This window comes from Chryseobacterium gossypii (assembly GCF_041361455.1).
GTDB lineage: Bacteria > Bacteroidota > Bacteroidia > Flavobacteriales > Weeksellaceae > Chryseobacterium > Chryseobacterium gossypii.
On record NZ_JBGCUR010000010.1, the window covers coordinates 80231 to 101796 of the forward strand.

Here is a 21566-nt window from a genome sequence, read left to right on the forward strand (position 1 = left end):
ATTCTGCTGGCTTATTATAATCCGACCTGTCCATAATACCCGTCACTTCGACTAGCGGAACGAAGTGAAGCATAGCGGGAAGTTGTACCACCCAATTCTGAATGGTTCCGCTCTCCTGCTAATCATTCACCCGAAAATGACGTATAACCTTACCTTCGTAAAGAATATCCGCCACTTAGAGTAACGGAACGATCTTAGGCAATAATCCCCTACCGTTCAACAGCCCGGATCAGGCAGAGTTCCTGCTCGCATTGATATTTCCGAAAAGCGAACGGGTCACCAGCTTTTCATATGCCTCTTTGTTTTTGTCTCCTTTCTGGATTTTCATCAGGGCATATTGCTGGATGCTGAGTAGCGGAAGTACTATCTTTTCCCGCATCTTTACCGATTTCCTGGAAAGAGGATCCTCCTCCTGCAACATCTTAAATCCGGTCAGCTCCAGCATGATGTTTTTTGATAAATTGTATTCATCAAAAAGGATTTCCCAGAATGCACCGAATTTAGGATTATTTTTAATGTAATAGGTTAGTGGGAAATATGATTTGTTCATACTCATCATGGAGTTCAGTACCAGGGTTTTAAAGAAATCAGAACCTTTGTAGAGCTCTTTCACTTCCTCAAACCTGCCCTGCTCCTTCATTTGCTGCATGGCAAAACCAAAACCGAAAAATCCGGGAACATTCTGTTTCAGCTGAGACCAGGATCCTACAAACGGGATCGCCCTCAGGTCCTCAAACTTCAGCTCACTGCCATTCCCGCGTTTAGAAGGCCGGCTTCCGATGTTGGTTTTGCCATAATACTCCAGCGTACTCATTTCCTGTAGATACGGAACGAACATCGGATGGGCTTTCAGATCTGAATATTTCTTATAACTGATCTCCGCGAGCTCCATGATCAGCTGTCTTTCTTTTTCAGTGAGATCTTTTTTGAAGCTTTTAAAGACATCATTTTCAATTCCCGCTGTTAAAAGCTGCTCAAAATTGTATTTTGCCTGTTCCTTATTTCCGAAAATACTGGTAATGGTCTGTCCCTGAATGGTCAGCTCAATCTTATGGTTGGCAATGGTTTTTCCCTGAGAAGCATAGAAATCGTGAGTTTTGCCTCCACCTCTGGCCGGCGGGCCTCCTCTCCCGTCGAAAAAGATCACTTTGATGCCATTCTCCTCGGAAAGTCTGGTTAATATTTCTTTGGCTCTGTAGATCTCCCAGTTGGCTTTAAGGTAACCTCCGTCTTTTGTCCCGTCTGAGAAGCCAAGCATTATGGTCTGCTGATTTCCCCTTCTTTCAAGATGTTTCTTATAGACCGGGTTACGGTACAGATCTCTCATCACCCTTTCAGCGCTGGCAAGACCTTCCATTGTTTCAAAAAGAGGAACAATATCCATTCTGATCTCTTCATCTTTATACCCACAGATCTTAAAAAATGCATATACGTTCATCACGTCTTTCACCGCATCGGAATTGGAGATGATATAACGGTTCATTCCCCTTAGTCCATTCAGCTGCTGAATTTCCGTAACCTGTGATACCGTCAGCAAAGTATCTTTTACGATGTCTTCAAAATCATCCGCACTGATCTTGTCTGAAATCTGTATGAGCTTATTGAATTTCTCATCATGATCAGCATCTGTATTTCCATATACCTTCGTAAAAACCTCATCAATCACTTTCTGATGTATCCTGCTGTCCTGGCGGATGTCCAGCGTAGCAAAATGGGTCCCGAAAATTTTCACACGGTCTTTGAAGTTCACCAGGAGATCCAGGAACAGGGAATTATGCTGCTCTATCAGTATCTTTTCGGCTTCATCCGCCCTGTTAAGGATATCTTCCGTAGTTATTTTATGGCCGTCAAAAATAGCGGCATACAGCTCATCATTCAGCTGCTGTAAAATTTCAGATACACCTCTGAAGCTCAGCCTTCTTCTGATAAATTTCAAATGGCTGTAATATGATTTCAAAATTGCGGAATGCAGTTCAGAAGCAACCCTTTTGGTAACCTCAGCGGTCACAAAAGGATTCCCGTCCCTGTCCCCGCCCGGCCAGAAGCCGAGCTGGATAATATCTTCATGCAAATGAAAATGCCCGTTTCCGAATGTTCTCTTTATTTTGGTGAACAGCTCTCCTATGGTATCGTAATACACATATCTCAGATAGGAAATAATGCTCAGCGCTTCATCTACCGGTGTCGGCTTTTCCTTATTGACGAAAGGTGTTTTTCCCAGCTGCTGCAACAGCATATCAATATTGGTTACGGAATCTGTAGCAATGGCACTCCTTAAATCCTGAATGATACGTTGTACCGAGCTTGGATAAAACTGGGTCGGGTGGGCAGTAAACACCACTTTCACCGTAAAATCTTTCAGCTTTTCACGGACCTTCTCAAGTTTATGTTCCTGGAGGGAACGCTCATAAAGGTTCGTTACCGTTCCGTTATCACTTTCGGAATGGAGATTCGGGAAAGCCGCATCTTCGATACTATCGAAGAGCACTACCTGTCTTTCTATATACTGGATGATTTTAAAGAGCAGCTCCAGCTTCTGTTCTTCCGTCTGAAGATCCGTATGGTTTTTAAAGAAGCTTTCAACGATCTCCTCGGGAGTTTTCCCGGCTTCATATCCTAACTTGCTCTCTTCGCCTAAAAACGGAAGCAACATCCCGATATTGGTCATTTTATCATAAGGCAGGCTCATAAACAGTGAGTTGTAGATCTGGTATTTATTCTCTACGATCTGCCTGAATTTTTCTGCGCGTTGGTCGTGTATCATATAACAAATGTAAGGGATTTTTCATTTATTTAAATGTCAAATTAAATGAATTTAATGTCAGAAAAGCTTTTACAGCTACCATATATGGAAGACCGGCACTAACATGCAATTATAAAAAATGGTTATAAATTTGCATTTGTTTGTTAAATGACAGATTATGGGCTACATCAGGGCATATTATGAGCAGATCACTGATCTTCAGGAGTCGGAATGGGAATTTATCGCGCAATACTTTCAAAGAAAAGTATATTCTAAAAATGAGATCATTACCCGCCAGGGTGATGTGGAAAGCTTTTTGTCTTTTATCGAGTCCGGTTTCGTGAGGTTTTATATTCCGGATGACGAATATGGCTTCACGTTCGGCTTCAGTTTCGAGAAAGAATTTACCTGCGCGTATGATTCTTTCCTGACACAAATGCCGTCTGAGTACGAAATGCAGGCGCTAACAGAGACCGTGGTATGGCAGATCTCTTATGCAGACTTACAGAAAGTTTATGCTCATACCCGTGTGGGAAATCATCTGGGAAGGTTTGCCTCAGAGAAACTTTTCCTGGCCAAAAGCAAAAGGGAGCTGGCATTATTGAAATGTACCGCAAAAGAGCGTTATTTAAATTTATTCCGCGAGCAGCCCCAGGTTTTGCAGCGTGTCCCCTTAAAATATATCGCTTCCTATATCGGCGTTACTCCGCAGGCTCTGAGCAGGATCCGCCGGCAAATTAATTAACAAAGGTTCATTGCATATCGCTGACGTTCTTTTGAACTTTGCAATTAAAAAGAACGAAATGAAACTACCTATTTTCGCTTACGGGAGCCCTATCCTGAAACAGCCGTCCCTAAATGTAGACCACAACAGCCCGGAGGTTCAGCAGCTGATCCGTGATCTGTGGGAGACCATGGAAAATGCCAATGGATGCGGATTGTCAGCCTGCCAGGCGGGAAAGGCCCTGAAGATCTTCGTTGCAGACAGCAAAACCACTTATGACCTTCTGGAAGCCGGGGACCGTAAACTTTTTTTTGAAGGGCCGGACCAGGGGATCAAAGAGGTATTCATCAATGCAGAAATAACTCAGTATTCAGAAGAAACCTGGGAAGATCATGAAAGCTGTTTAAGCATCCCGGGACTATCCCAAAAGGTAAAAAGACCCTGGAAAATTACTGTTGCATATCTCAACGGCAGCTTTGAAAAGCAGGTTAAAACATTTGCCGGCATTACCGCCAGAATCATCCAGCATGAATATGATCATACCAACGGAATCCTGTATCTGGATCATCTGAAGCCTCTGACAAAAAAACTAATGGAAACCAGATTAAAAAATATTCTGAAGGGAAAGATCAAGCCGCCATATCCTATGAAGTTTTTGTAGTGCTGCCGCTTATAGCCATTCTGATATTATGGCTACCGGCTTATCCATTAAATAAAAATCCATTATTAATTGCCGGGAACAAAACATATAGTAAATTTACGGAACATTCATCATTATGAAAACTATTTTTGCAGCTTTTATCCTGATCCCCAGTCTGTGGTTATCACAGGCTGCGTCTTCTGATGGTTACAGGAAGATTCCGGAAATTCTGGATAATACGGATTACTTATATCCTTTTATCATTCCTGATAAAAAATATGAATATTGGGCGGCTTTGCGTAAGGATGAAAAGGATCCGCTCTATGAAAGCCAGGCTCCCTTAAGCATGGGAATGACCGACCTGCCTTCTCCTGAACAAGGTTTCTTCCGGAAATGCCCGGCCGGTTGCTTTTCATATATCATCGCCTGCCGGAGTAATCAGCCGGAATATTTTACAAATGAGCAATTGTTAAGAGATTTTATCGGATATGTCGATAATCTTCCCGAAGCCCTGCTTATTGCCAATACCTATGGTTTTTTTTCTGATTCAAAGGACCCGGCGGGAGGATCTTATAAGATAGAAAATGATTTTATCCTGATGTGCCTGGCCAAAGTGAAGGATTGTCCGGAAACCAAAGAGTCTTTCTGGATAAGGATCAACAGGAAAAACGGGCAGCTGGAAAGCCGAAGCAATGGAATTTATCATCAGAGTAACGGAAACTGTACCGGAACCTCGCCTTAATATTGTACTGTAATGATTCTTTGAAATCATTCAATTAATAATTTAAATTTTATTCATTCTTTTTTTGGCAGGCATTCACTAAATTTGGGTAAATAAATTTAGAACAATGCTTAATTTCGAATTTAAAAATCCAACAAAAATACTTTTCGGAAAAGGTGAGATCGTCAAAATTGCCCGGGAAATCCCTGAGGATGCAAAAATATTGCTGGTGTATGGCGGTGGCAGCATCAAAAATAATGGGGTTTACGACCAGGTAAGAAAAGCTCTGGCAGATCATGAATTTTATGAATTTGGCGGGGTTCCTGCCAATCCCGAATATGAGGTACTGATCAATGCGCTGAACTTTATCAAAGAAAAAGATATCACCTATCTTCTGGCTGTAGGTGGCGGATCGGTGATTGACGGTACCAAGTTTCTTTCTGCGGCAGCCCGCTATGAAGGCGAGCCGTGGGAAATCCTGAAAAAGCCCGTAAGGACTTTTGAGGGTGAAGGAATGCCTTTCGGAACCATTCTCACACTGCCGGCAACAGGCTCTGAAATGAACTCAGGATATGTGATCTCAAGAAGAGAGACGAATGAGAAACTGTCTTCCGGTGGTCCCGGACTTTTCCCGCAATTCTCTGTCTTAGACCCGGAAGTGGTACGTTCTATCCCCAAAAACCAGATCGCCAATGGTATCACGGATGCCTATACCCATGTTCTGGAACAGTATATGACGGCGCCTTCTTCAGCAGATCTCCAGGAAAGGATAGCCGAAAGCATCCTGATCAGCCTTCAGGAGACCGCTCCGAAAGTAATGGCTGATGATTTTGATTATGATGCGGCAGGAAATTTTATGTGGTGCTGCACTATGGCGCTGAACGGACTGATCCAGAAAGGGGTGATCACAGACTGGGCCGTTCATGCCATGGGACATGAATTAACTGCATATTACGGAATTGATCATGCCAGAACCCTGGCCATCATCGCCCCGTCCCATTATCGTTACAACTTTGAAGATAAAAAAGGTAAGTTAGCCCAATATGCGGAAAGGGTCTGGAAAATTACAGACGGTACCGTTGAAGAAAAGGCAGAGCTGGGAATAAGGAAGCTGGAAGAGTTTTTCCACAGCCTGCACATTCAGACCAGACTTTCAGACTATGTGGAAGATTATAAAGGTACTGCTGAACGGGTAGAAAAAGCTTTTACAGACAGAAACTGGCTGGGATTGGGTGAATATAAGAAGCTGACTCCACAGGATGCCTATAAAATTGTGGAAATGAGCTATTAGTATTTTTAAAACTTAAGGTTCAGAGTCCTAAGCTTGAGGCCTGATAATCTGATCCACCGGTTCCGGGCTTAGGACATAAACTTTGAACTTAAATTCTTTTATTTACAAACATTCGTTTAAAAAACCTTAAATTCATTATAAATATTTCAAATTTATTTATATTTTAGCATATTCTTAAATTTGTAAAAATGAAAAAACAGTTACTTTTATTTGCCTTTTCAGCGTTGGCACTAACTTCTTGTGATGATGATGATATCAAGGGATATGAATTAGACATGATGAAGGGAGATTGGAAAACCAGTAAAACCGAGGTGATCTCCGGAAAAGACAATAAAACCGTAATTTCTTCTGATACGCCTACCGGATGTAGTGCAAAGAATATAACTTATTTCAGTACAGATTATTCCACATCCTATACTTATTACACCGGAAGTGGCGCAGATTGCCAGATTAATGGGAAATCGGAGGGTACCTATACCTACGATACCGATACTAAAAATCTGAACATTCAGTATACCAATGACAGTGAGAGGAAATATCAGGTAGTGATCCTTACGAATACAGAATTAAGGTTAAAACAATTGTTTGACAATATAGATCAGGACGGAGACCAGGTGATTGATACCACCTATATCTCTTATAAAAGATAAATTCAGACTCCCGAAAAATCGGGAGTTTTTTTTGAACGCAGTGGATTAATTAACTCAATTATTAAAAAATGAAGAAGATATTATCAGTATGCTTGCTGCTCACTTTTGCGCTTTTCTTTTCACAGGAGAAAAAGCCGATGTTCTGGCAAGACATTCAGAATTTTAAAAAAGCTGACCAGGAAACACCCCCGCCGGCAAATGCCATTTTGCTGATCGGAAGCTCATCTTTTACTAAATGGACCGATGTAGCCAGCTATTTCCCGGACAAGACCATTATTAACAGAGGCTTTGGAGGATCAAGGTTAACAGACCTTAATTATTATGCCAATGATCTGCTTTCGCCTTACCAGCCAAAACAAATTATTATTTATTGCGGTGAAAATGATTTTGCTGATAACGATAAGTTAAAAGCAAAAGAGGTTGTAAACAGATTCAAAGCTTTTTACGGTAAAATCCGCGAAAAATTCCCGAATATTGAAGTGGATTATATTTCCATAAAATATTCGCCGAGCAGGGAAAAACTCTGGCCACAGATGAAAGCGGCTAACAAAAAAATTGCGGCTTTCATGAAAAAAGAGCCGAATGCTGAGTTTATTGATATCACGAAAGTAATGCAGGACCCCAACGGAAATGTGAGAAAGGATCTTTTCGTATCAGATATGCTGCATATGACACCGGAAGGTTACAGGCTCTGGACTTCCGTAATGAAACCCTATATGAAGTAACCTATATTTATTACTTCCGGGAATGGAAATCCTTAAATAAACAATTTTTCTGAATAGGATATCAGAGTAAATATGCCGGCTGATAGCCGGCATATTTTATTTCTTTCTTTTTGATTTGGATTTTGCTTTTTGCTGGGCCCTGTTGGCTCCAAACTTTTTAGGGACTTTTCTTTTGTGCGGTCCACCCCAGTTCTCCTTTTTATTCTTATCCTTTTTCTCATGAAATGCTCCTCCACCTTCATTCAACCTGACCTGAGCAGGGTTTTTCATTTTCACTTCCTCTTTTTCAGAAGCGATCTTGTTAGGATTGATCTTCACTTCTGCAGGAAAATCAATAAATTCGAGCTCCTTATCCATCAGCACCTCGATATCAAGAATCAAAGGTTCTTCTTTTTTAGTAACCAGGGTTATCGCTTTACCATCCTTATCTGCCCTGCCTGTTCTTCCGATCCTGTGGATATATTGTTCCGGAACTTCCGGAACTTCGAAATTGATGACATGGGTTATGTTGGAAATATCCAACCCCCTGGCCATAACATCCGTAGTGATCAATCCCCTGATCTCTTCATTCTCAAACTTTTTCATGGCTTTCAGCCTGTAGTTCTGGGATTTATTAGAATGGATCACATCAAACTGCTCAGGAAAAAGCTCATCAATCTTAGTGAACAGTAAGTCTGCATGCTTTTTATTGTTGTTGAAGATTAATACCTTGGACATCTCTTCATCCGTTCTCAACAGGTGCTCAAGCAAATTGATCTTGGTATTGAAATTCTCTACCTTGTAGGCGGTTTGCTCTATTTTTTCAAGAGGGGTTCCCGATTTGGCCAGCGAAATCTCAACAGGACTGGCAAAGTATTCATCCAGCATTTCATCCACAGCTTCAGTCATGGTTGCAGAGAAAAGAATATTCTGTCTCTTCTCCTTCATCATTTCAAAGATATGTGTCAATTGAGGCCTGAAACCCAGGTTAAGCATTTCATCAAATTCATCAATAATGAGCTTCTGGACCTCTTTCAGGGATATCGCGTTGTCAATGGCCAGGTCCATTACCCTTCCCGGAGTGCCCACCAGGATATCACAGCCATTATCAAACAACAACTTCTGGGTATTGATATTTTTCCCTCCGTATACTCCAATGACTCTTGCAGTAATACTTTCGGTTAGCTTTTCAAGTATTTCCGTTACCTGTACTACCAGCTCCCTTGTAGGAACCAGGATCAAAACGGTAGGATTCCCGTTTTTGTTGTATTTCCAGGTTTTAAGTACGGGTAAGAGATAGGCCAGTGTCTTTCCTGTCCCCGTTTGCGCTATTCCCATCACATCCCTTCCGGAAAGGATGGGCTTCAGGCTTTTTTCCTGGATAGGAGTAGGCTCGAATAATTCAAGATCCGCTAAAACATCAAGAATTTTAACCGGCAGGTCAAAATCCGCAAAAGTGAGTTTTTCCATTCTGCAAAGATAGGCATTTAATTATTTAGGGCTGAGGATTTCAAAAGTCATAATTCATCAGCAGTATATCCGGTTCAATCAACCTTTATGGTTCTGCTTGTCACTTTGATATCATCATCTATCCACCGGCTGGCTTTAATGATCACATATCCTTTTCTCAGGGTCCTTTTTGACAGGGAATTTTCCATCCCCACTGCGAGCAGTGTGTGGAGATAGGTCCGTCAGAGGTTTCCATTCATTTTTACGGAAAGTATAAACATAAAAAGGATGCCAGCAGCTTGTACGCCAGTCCGGAAAGAATCCTATTTCATCCCTGCCGTCACCGTTCGGATCTTTCAGATTGTACAATGTGCCGTATTGGCTGGTGAGATCACAAACGGCTTTATGTTTTTATCGCTGAAATAAATGGTTGTTTCGCACTTTCCGTCACATTCATCACTACAGCCGTTTACCTTTGTGTAAGCATATTCTTGTGTTCCGTTTCCGTCATAATCCCCTGAAACTCTTTCTTCTTTTCTGGTTTGCGCGGACAGCAATCAACTGCAAAATATAAATCCGGCCCAGATGCTCATTCTCACCGGTATTTATTTTCTGGTTATTCTCAGCAGAAGTATCAAAACCAGCAATACGGAAAAGGTAAATCCCAATACGGCAACCAAAGACAACTCTCCGATCCTGGGACCTGTTTCTGAAACAAAAACTATGGCCGTGGCAATAATGTTGGCTCCAAGGATCATCGTTATAATCAAGTTGACCACACTTGATTTTATCAGCTGATTGGTTTTTTCAATATTTTTGATCTCACTGGAAACGGTAAATTTATTTTCGTCCAGCTTTTGCAGAACGGAACGCAGTTCTTTAGGGATCTCATCCACATTATCCGTGAAGTTCATCATTCTGTCCATCCCTGTTTTTAAAATATTTTTCGGGCTTATCTTCCTTGCAAATATTTTTTTTGTGTATGGATGAAGGCTCTTAACGATATCCAGATCGGGATTGATATTTCTCCCTACTCCTTCTATCAGACTGATCCCTTTAAATAAAAGATAAAAGTAATCCGGCATGTAAAGACGGTTGTCTTTGAGGATATCTTTCATTTTATTGATGATCACCTGTACGTTGATTTCCTGCAGGGAAGAGCTGTGAACAAAGTTCAGGATATCTTCCACATCATTTTCAAATCTTTTTTCATCGGGAATCTCATAGCTTACCGCCATCTTTTTCAGATATCTTACAATTTTGTGGGGATTTTTGGCAACAAAGCTTACGATCAGGTTTTCAAGAACCTCTTTGTCATTTGGAGGGATCTTCCCTACCGCCCCGAAATCAATGAATACCACCTTACCGTTTTTTTTCACCAGAATATTCCCGGCATGTGGATCTGCATGGAAGAACCCATAGTCCAGGATCTGGGAGACAAATAATCTCAATCCTGCTTCGGATACTTTTACGGGATCGATATGGCTGGCTAAAAGAGCGGCTTTATCGGTTACCTTTATTCCTTCTATGAACTCCATACAAAGTATGTTATTATTGGAGAATTCATGATACACCTTGGGAACATAGGTTTCTTTATTGTTTTTAAAGTTCCTGGCAAACTGCAGGATATTCTCTTTTTCATTAATGAGGGAAACTTCTTCCAGCAGGGATCTTTCAAATGTTGAGATCGCCTGTTTCAGGTTCAATTTCTCCCCTATCTCCGAATAGGAAGACACAAGCTTCTCCAGGTCTTTGATCAGGAGCAGATCGTCTTCAATAACCGTCTGTACATCCGGTTTTTTGATTTTTAAGATCACCTGGCTGCCGTCTGACAGAACCGCCTGGTATACCTGTGCAATGGAAGCCGTTGCCAAAGGCTTTTCCTTGATCTCAAGGAAGTGGTCTTTAACGGAAATATTGAACTCACTTTCGAGTATTTCAGCAACATTCATTTCTATGATATCCACTTTGTCCTGTAGCTTCTGTAATTCCTGGATCAGCTCCGGAGGCAGCAGGTCTTCCCGGTTGCTGAATGTCTGGCCAAGCTTTACAAAGGTAGGCCCCAGCTCTTCCAATGCCAGCCTGATCCTTTCATAAACGGTGCCTTTGGAAATGACCTCTTCAGGGTTTCCGTAAGCTTCTTCCTGTTTATTTCCGCCGTTCATTCTCGCCAGCATGTCTTTGAATCCGTATTTGCTGAGCACGGAAATCAGTCTGGCAGATCTTTTGAGTTTTCTTTGTTGCTTGTCAAACATGTTTACTGTATAATAACTGCAAGTTAATTCAAAAATTATTCCTATTCTCCAATTGTTAACAGAAACGGAATACCATTGTCCCGGTAATGGTTGGATTCTTAATTTATATTTCGGCTTATTATTTTCCTTTTACTTGCGCATTTGAAGAATATTTTTAAAATTAAATAATAAATGAACAAAAAATTTTCTTTAATTATTGATCATTTTTTTTATCTTTAGCATTATTAATACTAATCCATAAAAAATATTTATTATGAAAAATTTGCGTAACAACAAGCTTTCAAGAGAACAGTTAAAAGGAATTAACGGAAGTGGCATCATCATCGGGTGTTCCAATGAATGCTGCCCGACCGACGGAAGACCAAGATGCCCGAAACTGATCTGTCCGGCAGTAGTTTGTCCGGAATATTTATAGTAGTAAAATATACCTGCTTGCTCAGACCATATAGATCCGAAGAATCAGTCTTCGGATCTTTTTTAGGGGATCAGTGAAGAATATAAAGCATAAAATATTTTTACTGTTTAAGATATGTTTCATACAGGTCTTTCCTCCTGTCTTTCATCACCTGGACGGAGCCGTTATGGTGAAGGTCTTTCAACAGGTTCAAATCCACATCTACAATCAGGGTCATTTCGGTATTGGGTGTGGCTTCTCCTTTTACGGCATTTGAGGGAAAAGCAAAATCTGAAGGGGTGAATACTGCGGCCTGCCCAAACTGGATATCCATATTGTTTACACCGGGTAAGTTTCCTACACAGCCGGCTATGGCTACATAACATTCATTTTCTATCGCTCTGGCAGCTGCACAATGTCTTACCCTTATGTATGCATTCTGCGTATCGGTAAGGTAGGGAACAAAGAGGATTTTCATACCCTGATCTGCCAGGATCCTTGGAAGCTCAGGAAATTCCACATCGTAGCAGATAACAAGTCCTATTTTACCGCAGTCAGTATCGAATACCCTGATCTCATTTCCGCCTTTCATACCATAGTATTTTCTTTCATTAGGGGTAATGTGGATCTTACGGTATTCATCTGTACGGCCATCCCGATGGAGAAGATAGCTTACGTTATACAGGTCATTATTTTCAAAAACCGGCATGCTCCCGGAAATAATGTTGACATTATAGCTGATGGCCAGTTCTGAGATCCTAGTTTTGATCTCATCCGTCATTTTAGACAATTCGATCATGCTATCCCTCTCGGAAAGGTTATTAAACGGAGCAAGCAACGGGGTATTAAAAAGCTCGGGGAAAAGCACAAAGTCCGATTTATAGTCTCCCATCACATTTACGAAGAACTCTACCTGTTCGTAGAACTCATCGATATTTTTAAACTGCCTCATCTGCCATTGTACCAGACCAAGCCGTATAATACTGTCCTGCATTGTGTTCGGCCTTTTACTGTAATAGATATTATTCCATTGGAGCAGAACAGCATTTTCCCTGGAGGATTCATCTTCCGGAAGGTATTTTTTCAAGACCTTGATAGGTAAAAAGTTATTGGACAGCTGGAAAGACAGAACGGGATCGTAAATTTCCTTATCTCTTACTTTCCTGATATATTCTCTGGGCGAAAGCTCATGGCTGTATTTATGGTAATCCGGTATTCTTCCTCCCAGAATGATAGACCTGAGGTTTAGCCGTTCGCACAGCTCTTTCCTTGCGTCATATAATCTTCTTCCCAATCTCAGCTCACGATATTCCGGATCCACAAAGATCTCAATTCCATACAAAACGTTTCCACTGGATGTGTGGGTATTAAAAGTATAGTTTCCCGTAATATCACTGTAGGTATGATCATCTCCGAATTCATCATAGTTGACTATAATGGAAAGGGCTACAGCGGCCAGTTTGCCATCCACAGTGATGCAGATCTGCCCCTGGGGAAATATTCTGGTGAGTTTTTCAATACTTTTTTTAGACCATACATATTCAGACATTTTCGGGTAGGCCCGCCTCATGGTTTCCACTAATTCTTCATAATCCTGAACAGTCAGGTTTCTCGTTTCTATTTGCATCTGATGTAAATTTTAATAAAGTTACTAAAAATCTACTTATTGCTTCCTGGCGATTATCCTGTCTTATCAGCATCTTCAGATTATTCAAAAAAAACCTCCCTTACGGGAGGCAAAAACACAAATGATGAAAAAAAAATTATTTCGGATTGAATTTCAATTACAAAATTAACATGCAAAAAGCAGGTTTCCTATGAGCCAAATCATAAATGTAATTTTTTTTTGATTTGTACTTATTAGGATTATTCCCACTCAATTGTTGCAGGTGGTTTGCTTGAAATGTCATAAGCTACCCTGTTGATTCCTCTCACCTCATTGATGATCCTGTTTGAAACTGTTTCAAGAAATTCGTAAGGAAGCTTGCTCCAGGTTGCCGTCATGAAATCAATAGTGTTGGCTGAACGTACTACTGCTGTGTATTCATATGTTCTTTCGTCTCCCATTACTCCTACAGATTTTACCGGAAGCAGTACTACAAAGGCCTGAGATACTTTTTCGTACAGATCATTTTTATAGAGTTCCTCAATGAAAATATCATCTGCTTCCTGCAGGATCCTTACTTTTTCGGCATCTACGGCTCCCAATACCCTGATGCCAAGGCCAGGTCCCGGGAAAGGATGTCTGTAAACCAAATGGTGCGGAATGCCCAGTTCTTCGCCTACTTTCCTGACCTCATCCTTAAACAGTTCTCTTAAAGGTTCCAATAGTTCAAAGTCCATATCTTCCGGCAACCCGCCAACATTGTGGTGAGACTTGATCACAGCTGAAGGCCCGTTTACGGACTGGCTTTCTATAACGTCCGGATAGATGGTACCCTGCGCCAAGAATTTTGCGCCTTCAATCTTATGTGATTCTTCATCAAAAACATGAATGAACTCGTTCCCGATGATTTTTCTCTTCTGTTCCGGATCATCTACTCCGGCCAGCTTTGAAAGGAATCTTTTTGAGGCATCCACAAGCTTGATATTCATGTGAAAATGTTCTCCGTAATTTTCCATGACTTTCTGAGCCTCATTTTTTCTCAATAAACCTGTATCAACAAAAATACAGGTCAGCTGATCTCCAATGGCCTTATGGATCAAAACAGCTGCCACAGAGGAATCTACTCCGCCTGAAAGTCCCAGAATTACTTTTTGGTCACCTACTTTCTCACGGATCTCGGCAACCGTTTTTTCAATATAGTTGGTCAGCTTCCAGTTTTTTTCCGCATTACAGATGTCAAAAACGAAATTTTCGAGTATCTTGCCGCCTTCTTCGGTATGGGAAACTTCCGGATGAAACTGGACACAATAGATTTTTCTCTCAGGATTGGAAATAGAGGCCATGACCCCGGATGTTGCATTAAGTTCAAAACCCGGTGGCAGCATTCCAACCTCATCAAAATGACTCATCCAGACAACAGAGTTTTGGGCAACTCCTTTTAACAATTCGTTTTCCTTTACAATTTCCAGATGGGCTTTCCCATATTCTCCTTTTACTCCTTTGTGAACTTTTCCTCCCAGCAGATGTGCCGTAAGCTGCATTCCGTAGCAAATCCCCAGAACAGGAATCCCTTGTTCATACAACTCTTTTTTTACTAAATGGGCGTTCTCCGCATTTACAGAACTTGGCCCTCCTGAAAGGATGATTCCCTTAGGCTGTTTTTCTAAAATATCCTGTATAGATGTATTGTAAGGCAAGATTTCGGAATAGACTCCCATTTCACGGATTCTCCTTCCGATAAGCTGGTTATATTGGGATCCGAAATCTAATATGATAATACCGTTATTCATTTTGAAGTTATAAGTTATAAATTATGAGTTATGAGTTATGAGTTGAATATATTCAATAAGGGTTGAAGAATGTAAAGTACTGACAGTAAAGGTCTCTGACTTTACAGCTTCTGATTAAAGGTTTTACAAAAAAAGACTTGGAAGCTTTCCAAATCTTTTTTCATGATTTTTTTATTAGAATTTTCCAATATCTTCTCTGTAGAAGCTATAATCAAAGTGAACATGGCTTGCATCTTCGTAGATCTTCTTGCGAGCTTCTTCGTAGGTAGCCCCTTTAGCAATGATGTTGAGTACCCTGCCTCCGTTAGATACCACTTTATCTCCTTTTCTGATCGCTCCCGCATATAGCAGCTGGCTATTTTTCACTTTGTCTTCGCCTACGATTTCAAAACCGGTTTCAATATTTCTCGGATATCCTCCTGAGCACATCACAAGACAAACGGCTTTTTCATCTTTAAATTTAAGCTCGATATCCTTACCGTTCATACAATCGTTGATTACATCCAGAAGGTTGTTTTCCATAAGGGCCATAAGAACCTGGGTTTCAGGGTCTCCGAATCTCATATTATATTCAAGAAGATAGGTTCCTTTTTTGGTTACCATCAATCCGAAGAAGATAATTCCTTTAAAGCTGAATCCTTCTGCCTTAAGGCCTTTAATGGTAGGCTCCAGTATATTCTGTTCAAAGTCAGCATAGTGTTCCTTTGTAAATTCAGGACTTGGCGCCACAGATCCCATCCCGCCTGTATTTGGACCTTTATCGCCATCTCCTGCCTTTTTATAATCTTTTACAGGGATGCAAGGGAAAAGTTTATCTCCGTTTGAGAAAGCGATAATCGATGCTTCGAAGCCTTGTAAATATTCTTCGATCACTAAGCGGATCCCAGCGTCTCCATAAATTCTGCGGATCATGAAATCATGGATGGTAGCTTCTGCCTCTTCCAGCGTATCGCAGATAACAACTCCTTTTCCGCCTGCCAGGCCGCTTGCCTTGATCACCAAAGGATATTCCTGTGTCTGAACATATTCTTTAGCTTCATTATATGAATCAAACACTACAGCCTTTGCTGTCTTGATATCATAGGTTTGCATGAATTTTTTAGAGAAAGCCTTACTTCCTTCCAGGCTGGCTACTTTTTGATCCGGTCCGAAAACTTTAAGATCATGTTTTTTGAACTCATCCTTCAAGCCGGCTACAAGCGGTGCTTCAGGGCCTACGATCGTTAAATCTATTTTTTCTTTAATGGCAAAATCTCTAAGTTCTTTAATTTCTGATAAATGAACATTTTTCCCAATTACATCGGTAGTTGCGTTCCCGTTAGCAAAAAACATTTTAGTAACTCTGGAGTCTGTATGAAGTTTTGCTGCCAAAGCAGATTCTCTACCACCTTCACCTATGATTAATATTCTCATACTTTATTTAATTAACTAGTCTATAATTTACAAATATATAATTTTGAATGCTATAAATACAATCTCAAAATTAATTTTAATGCCATTTTAATTTAGTGTAAAAAATGTCTGATACCGGTAAACAGCATAGGAATACCGTGCTCATTTGCCGCATCGATGCTATCCTGATCTTTTACACTTCCACCCGGCTGAATGATGGCTTTAATACCTTCCTGAGCGCAGAAATCTACCACATCCCTGAATGGGAAAAAAGCATCAGAGGCCAGAACAAGATCTCCCGAGAATTTTTCTTTTGCTCTTTCAATCGCCTGCTGGGTAGCCCAGATCCTGTTCACCTGTCCACCGCCTATTCCGAAAGCCTGGATCCCGTTGGAAACCACAATAGCATTTGATTTAACGTATTTCACTACTCTCTGGGAGAAGAGTAAAGCTTTTTTCTGCTCTTCCGTAGGCTGAACTTCCGTAACCACTTTGATATCGTTCGAGAAAATGCTGTCGTTATCCTGAACCAGAATCCCTCCGTCGATCTTCACCCAGGTTTGTTTATCAGAAACAGGGTTTACAATTTTTATGATTCTCAGGTTTTTCTTTTTCCTCAGAATTTCAACCGCTTCTTCATCAAATTCCGGAGCCATCACAATTTCGAGGAATGTCTTATTCAGTTCTTCGGCTGTGGCAGCGTCAATTTTATAGTTCATGGCAACAATTCCCCCAAAAATGGAAACCGGATCACATTCAAATGTCTTCTGGTATGTCTCCAGGGCCGAAGTTCCGATGGCTACTCCACAAGGTGTGGAATGTTTTACTGCACAGCATGCCATTTCTTCCCTGAACTCATTAACAACTTTCCAACAAAGGTCCATATCACGGAGATTATTGAAGGACAGCTCTTTACCGCCAAGCTGCTCGAAATCTTTCATAGCACCGTTTTCAAAAGTAGAGACATAGTAAGCTGCCGTCTGATGAGGGTTTTCACCATATCTCAGATCCGAAACCTTTTTATAGGATGCATTTAAATAGGCCGGATATTCTTCATCCAAAAGCATTTTTGAGATAGCCGCATCATAAGCAGAAGTGAGATTAAATACTTTTCCGGCCAGCTTTTTACGGGTCTCGATAAAGGTATCACCGTTTTGCTCCATTTCAAGCTTCACCGTTGCATAATCCTCCACATCGGTAATTACCGTAACGGAATCAAAGTTTTTAGCCGCCGAACGAAGCATGGAAGGGCCTCCGATATCAATAAACTCTACCTTTTCGTGTAAGGAAATGTCTTTGTTCACATTTTCAAAGAAAGGATAAAGGTTTACGATCACCATGTCAATCAGACCAATCCCGTGTTCCTGAACCGTTTTCATGTGCTCTTCATTTGAACGAACGGCTAAAAGCCCGCCATGCACCTTCGGGTGCAATGTTTTTACTCTGCCGTCCAGCATTTCAGGGAAATTGGTAACCTCGTCAATCTGAATTGGATTTAAACCAGCATCTTTCAAATGTTTGAAAGTTCCTCCCGTGGAAATCAGCTCATAATCCTGGGCTTCCAAAAACTTTGCGAATTCTATTAACCCGCTTTTGTCAGAAACACTGATTAAAACTCGTTTTTTGCTCATTTTTCTTTCAATTTTTTACTTTTTACAGCCATTCCAAACTGTATTCCGGTCTTTCACCCCCGGTCTTACTTTTATATTATTTAGATTTCTTCAATTTTCAAGATCTTCACCTGCATTTTGTTCTCAAGACTCCAATGACAATACTTCAGGATTGGCAATATTAACAGGGTTGCCATTGATAAATTCCACAATGTTCTCAAAAGCCTTCCCAAAATAAAGCTCATAGCCGTTCTTTTCCACATATCCTAAATGTGGGGTGCATATCACATTCGGCATTCTGAGAAGTTCATAATTTTTGTCATAAACAGGTTCCTCCTCATAGACATCCAAGGCTGCAAACCCCGGTGTTCCCGCTTTTAAGGCATTGATAAGGGCTCCTTTTTCCAGCAGTTCTGCTCTTGCTGTATTGATGAGTGTTGCCGTAGGCTTCATCAATCGCAGATCGGCTTCCTTCACAATACCCCGGGTGGCTTCATTCAGGCGAAGGTGTAAAGTGACAATATCCGCATTCCTAAAAAAGTACTCCCTGCTTACCGCTTTTTCAAAGCCATCATTTACCGCCGCATCTCTCGAGCTTTCACTTCCCCAAACCAAAACATTGGCGCCAAAAGCCCTGGCATACTGAGCTATTTTCTTTCCTATTTTACCATATCCCCAAATTCCTATCGTCTTACCATTAATGGTCTCCCCGATATTGGCCTGCCATTTCCCTTGCCTCATAGCTTCCATGGCCTGGGGGATCTGACGAACCGTGTTCATTATCAGGGCCCAGGTAAGCTCTGCCGGCGCAACCGGAGAACCTGTTCCTTCAGCTACTGCAACTTTATATTTTGTACAATCTGACAGGTTCAGATGATTTGATATTTTTCCGGTCTGGCTGATCAGCTTTAAGTTAGGCAATTCAGAAAGCAGTTTTTCGTTGATTTCTGTTCTTTCCCTTGTCAGTACCAGAATATCCGCATCTTTTATTTTTTCCGCTAAAACATGCGGATCTTTATAGGTTTCATGAAAGATCACCACATTCCTGTCCTTTATCATGTCAAAACATTTCAGCTCCCTGATTATGTTCTGATAGTCGTCCAGGATTGCAATTGTAGCGCCCTCTTTCATATTTCTTTATTTGTTTCCGTTCAAAACCCTGTCAATAGCTTTCGGAAAAATCTCATATTCCACCTCATGTATCCTTTGAGCCAGGGTTTCAGGAGTTTCATTTTCATGTAATAAAAATGACTGTTGAAGGATAGTCACGCCTTCGTCAATCCCTACGGTGACAAAGTGTACCGTTGCGCCGCTTTCTTTTTCCCCGGCTTCAATAACGGCTTTATGAACATTCATCCCCCACATTCCTTTTCCTCCGAATTTGGGAAGCAGTGCAGGATGTATATTGATGATCTTACCGCTCCATTTTTCACAAAACTCAGGTTTGAGGATTGACAGGAATCCGGCCAATACAATCAGATCAGTATTTTCAGGGATGGTTTTGCTCAATTCACTGCTGAAGTTCTTACCTCTGGGAATGAGTATATTTTCTATATGATGTTTTTTTGCCCTTTCAAGCCCGTAGCATTCTCTGTCCGCAACTACAAGCGATACTTTTGCATCCCTGATCTCACCATTGTCAACCGCATCTAAAATCCTCTGGAGGTTGGTACCCGAACCCGAAACAAGCACAACGATATTTTTCATTGATTCAGATGACTGGATCTCAGAGCCAGATTGATGTAATCTGCATCTAAAATCCGGTGTCTTTTAAAATTTCAAATTAATTTTTTCGTCCCCTTTTGTAATTTCTCCGATCTCGTAGGCATCATCCAGAAGGTGCAACACTTTTTCTGCATGTTCCGCGGCCACTACCACTACCATGCCTACTCCCATATTGAAGGTCCCGAACATTTCCTCACGGGCCACTCCTCCTCTTTTTTCCAGTTCAAGCATAATACCCGGTATCTGGATCTTTGAAGCATCGATGGAGGCACATAACCCGTCCGGAATGATTCTCGGAACGTTTTCGTAAAGCCCTCCGCCGGTGATGTGGGCAATGCCACAAACCTTTACTTCTTCCAGGACTTTATGGATATCTTTATAATACAATCTTGTAGGAACCAGAAGGGTTTCATATAAAGGCTTCCCTTCAAATTCTTCTTCAAAATCAGGGAATATTTTTCTTACCAGAGAAAACCCGTTTGAATGAAATCCTGAGCTTGGCAATGCAATAATCTTATTCCCTGCCCTGATCGCCGAGCCGTCAATGATCTGGTCTTTTTCTACAATTCCTACACAGAATCCCGCCACATCATAATCCCCCGGCTGGTACATTCCCGGCATTTCAGCAGTTTCACCGCCGATCAGTGCACAGTTATTATCTTTACAGGCTTCTACCATCCCCAGGACAATTTCGGCTGCTATTTCAGAATCCAGCTTTCCGCAGGCCAGATAATCTAAAAAGAACAACGGCTTTGCTCCGTGGCAAAGAATATCATTGGCACACATGGCAAAACAATCGATACCGATAGAGCCGTACTTTTTAGTATCCAAAGCTACTTTCAGCTTGGTTCCTACGCCATCCGTACCTGAAACCAGAACAGGATTCTTATAGCCACCGATTTCATAGAAAGCCCCAAAGCTTCCCAAATGGTTCAGCACATTGGAATTGTGGGTTTCGCCAACTGCCTTTTTGATCTTGTCAACGGTTTTATATCCTTCTTCTTTGTCTACTCCTGCAGATTTGTAAGTGTTGCTCATTTTTAAATTAGATTTTTAGATGCTAAATTTCAGATTCCAGATCATTTAAATCTCCTTATCTGACACCTGATATCTCTATCGTTTTATATTACTTTTTTACCAATTCAGAAAACAAAAAAGCCGACAATCTTGGTAGATTATCGGCCGTTAATTTATCGTAGAATTTCAGAGTCCACAATTTTCCCTTTCTTTGGAAAATATAGCTTATGGGAGGTCTGAATTTTCATTTTTTTCTTTTTGCAAAAATAGTAATTTTAAATTAATATTCAAATTCTATTTTTCAAGGATCGTTTCAATGGCAGAGATCTTCCTGATTTTTTCTCTTAACTCATTGTCTTTCTCCTCATTAGATATTTTCTGAGCAGTTTTATCGAAGTTATCATTGAAGAAAGGGAGTGAATAGGTTTCTATGATATTTCCTCCGTGAAAAGGAAAGCGTTTTGAAGCAGCCTCCAAAACTCCTGCCCCGCCTCTTGCTCCTGGTGCCGCAGACATCAGCAACATCGGAACTTCATTCCATACTGTTCTGTCTTTTATTCTTGAAACCCAGTCGAACACATTTTTAAACGCCGTAGAGTACGTCCCGTTATGTTCTGGTAAGGAAACCAGCAACAGGTCCGCAGCATCTATTTTGGCTGCAAAATCCCTGGCTTCCTGAGGAACACCACCTGCAAGCTCTCTTTCGTGTTTATAGATCGGCATTTCGAAAGGGTTCAGATCCACCACTTCTACTTCTGCATTTTCAAACAATGTTGAGGCATAAGCAACCAGCTGCTTATTTATTGAAACTTCGGAATTACTTCCTGCTATTGCTAAAACTTTCATTATATTTTT

19 protein-coding genes are annotated in these 21566 nt (G+C 41.0%); 7 read left to right on the top strand and 12 right to left on the bottom strand.

Annotated features, from left to right (window positions below; genetic code table 11):
* Positions 1-229: 229 nt before the first annotated feature.
* Positions 230-2764 carry a phosphoenolpyruvate carboxylase gene (locus ABMQ40_RS07815; RefSeq protein ID WP_370898260.1) on the bottom strand — a complete coding sequence of 845 codons (2535 nt, stop codon included), beginning with the start codon at positions 2762-2764 and terminating at the stop codon, positions 230-232.
* A 157-nt stretch (positions 2765-2921) separates the two neighbouring features.
* Here ABMQ40_RS07815 and ABMQ40_RS07820 point away from each other — a divergent pair, with 157 nt between their 5' ends.
* The 6 genes from ABMQ40_RS07820 (at position 2922) to ABMQ40_RS07845 (ending at position 7494) form a co-directional block, all read left to right on the top strand.
* Entirely contained in the window at positions 2922-3488 is a 567-nt protein-coding gene (locus ABMQ40_RS07820; protein ID WP_370898262.1) for a Crp/Fnr family transcriptional regulator, read from the top strand.
* Between the two features lie 58 nt (positions 3489-3546).
* Entirely contained in the window at positions 3547-4128 is a 582-nt protein-coding gene (locus ABMQ40_RS07825) for a peptide deformylase (RefSeq protein ID WP_370898264.1), read from the top strand.
* A 115-nt stretch (positions 4129-4243) separates the two neighbouring features.
* Positions 4244-4849 carry a hypothetical protein gene (locus ABMQ40_RS07830; protein ID WP_370898266.1) on the top strand — a complete coding sequence of 202 codons (606 nt, stop codon included), beginning with the start codon at positions 4244-4246 and terminating at the stop codon, positions 4847-4849.
* A 106-nt stretch (positions 4850-4955) separates the two neighbouring features.
* The gene (locus ABMQ40_RS07835; protein WP_370898268.1) at positions 4956-6119 is read left to right on the top strand and encodes an iron-containing alcohol dehydrogenase; all 1164 of its coding nucleotides are present in this window, start codon (positions 4956-4958) and stop codon (positions 6117-6119) included.
* Positions 6120-6307: 188 nt separating this feature from the next.
* On the top strand, positions 6308-6769 hold the full coding sequence (locus tag ABMQ40_RS07840; RefSeq protein WP_370898270.1) for a lipocalin-like domain-containing protein: 462 nt from the start codon (positions 6308-6310) through the stop codon (positions 6767-6769).
* A 68-nt stretch (positions 6770-6837) separates the two neighbouring features.
* Positions 6838-7494 carry a GDSL-type esterase/lipase family protein gene (locus ABMQ40_RS07845; RefSeq protein ID WP_370898272.1) on the top strand — a complete coding sequence of 219 codons (657 nt, stop codon included), beginning with the start codon at positions 6838-6840 and terminating at the stop codon, positions 7492-7494.
* A gap of 96 nt (positions 7495-7590) precedes the next feature.
* On the opposite strand, the gene ABMQ40_RS07850 is transcribed toward ABMQ40_RS07845, so the two are convergent.
* From ABMQ40_RS07850 to ABMQ40_RS07860, 3 genes are all read right to left on the bottom strand, one after another.
* Entirely contained in the window at positions 7591-8943 is a 1353-nt protein-coding gene (locus tag ABMQ40_RS07850) for a DEAD/DEAH box helicase (protein ID WP_370898274.1), read from the bottom strand.
* Positions 8944-9278: 335 nt separating this feature from the next.
* The gene (locus ABMQ40_RS07855) at positions 9279-9479 is read right to left on the bottom strand and encodes a hypothetical protein (protein ID WP_370898276.1); all 201 of its coding nucleotides are present in this window, start codon (positions 9477-9479) and stop codon (positions 9279-9281) included.
* Positions 9480-9527: 48 nt separating this feature from the next.
* Positions 9528-11177 carry an ABC1 kinase family protein gene (locus tag ABMQ40_RS07860; protein WP_370898278.1) on the bottom strand — a complete coding sequence of 550 codons (1650 nt, stop codon included), beginning with the start codon at positions 11175-11177 and terminating at the stop codon, positions 9528-9530.
* 253 nt (positions 11178-11430) lie between these two features.
* On the opposite strand from ABMQ40_RS07860, the gene ABMQ40_RS07865 reads away from it, so the two are divergent.
* The gene (locus tag ABMQ40_RS07865; RefSeq protein WP_370898280.1) at positions 11431-11592 is read left to right on the top strand and encodes a hypothetical protein; all 162 of its coding nucleotides are present in this window, start codon (positions 11431-11433) and stop codon (positions 11590-11592) included.
* 100 nt (positions 11593-11692) lie between these two features.
* On the opposite strand, the gene ABMQ40_RS07870 is transcribed toward ABMQ40_RS07865, so the two are convergent.
* The 8 genes from ABMQ40_RS07870 to ABMQ40_RS07905 form a co-directional block, all read right to left on the bottom strand.
* Positions 11693-13198, bottom strand: coding sequence for a carbon-nitrogen hydrolase family protein (locus tag ABMQ40_RS07870; RefSeq protein WP_370898282.1), 1506 nt, complete (start codon positions 13196-13198; stop codon positions 11693-11695).
* 239 nt (positions 13199-13437) lie between these two features.
* On the bottom strand, positions 13438-14967 hold the full coding sequence (gene guaA / locus ABMQ40_RS07875; protein ID WP_370898284.1) for a glutamine-hydrolyzing GMP synthase: 1530 nt from the start codon (positions 14965-14967) through the stop codon (positions 13438-13440).
* Between the two features lie 174 nt (positions 14968-15141).
* The gene (gene purD / locus ABMQ40_RS07880; protein WP_370898286.1) at positions 15142-16380 is read right to left on the bottom strand and encodes a phosphoribosylamine--glycine ligase; all 1239 of its coding nucleotides are present in this window, start codon (positions 16378-16380) and stop codon (positions 15142-15144) included.
* 92 nt (positions 16381-16472) lie between these two features.
* Complete coding sequence (purH, locus tag ABMQ40_RS07885) at positions 16473-17990, bottom strand: bifunctional phosphoribosylaminoimidazolecarboxamide formyltransferase/IMP cyclohydrolase (protein WP_370898288.1); 1518 nt, start codon at positions 17988-17990, stop codon at positions 16473-16475.
* 123 nt (positions 17991-18113) lie between these two features.
* Positions 18114-19100: a D-2-hydroxyacid dehydrogenase family protein gene (locus ABMQ40_RS07890; RefSeq protein ID WP_370898290.1), complete on the bottom strand. Its 987-nt coding sequence runs from the start codon at positions 19098-19100 to the stop codon at positions 18114-18116.
* 6 nt (positions 19101-19106) lie between these two features.
* Positions 19107-19676: a phosphoribosylglycinamide formyltransferase gene (purN, locus tag ABMQ40_RS07895; RefSeq protein WP_370898292.1), complete on the bottom strand. Its 570-nt coding sequence runs from the start codon at positions 19674-19676 to the stop codon at positions 19107-19109.
* 63 nt (positions 19677-19739) lie between these two features.
* On the bottom strand, positions 19740-20732 hold the full coding sequence (gene purM, locus ABMQ40_RS07900; RefSeq protein ID WP_370898294.1) for a phosphoribosylformylglycinamidine cyclo-ligase: 993 nt from the start codon (positions 20730-20732) through the stop codon (positions 19740-19742).
* Positions 20733-21005: 273 nt separating this feature from the next.
* Complete coding sequence (locus ABMQ40_RS07905; protein WP_370898296.1) at positions 21006-21557, bottom strand: NADPH-dependent FMN reductase; 552 nt, start codon at positions 21555-21557, stop codon at positions 21006-21008.
* Between the last annotated feature and the right edge of the window lie 9 nt (positions 21558-21566).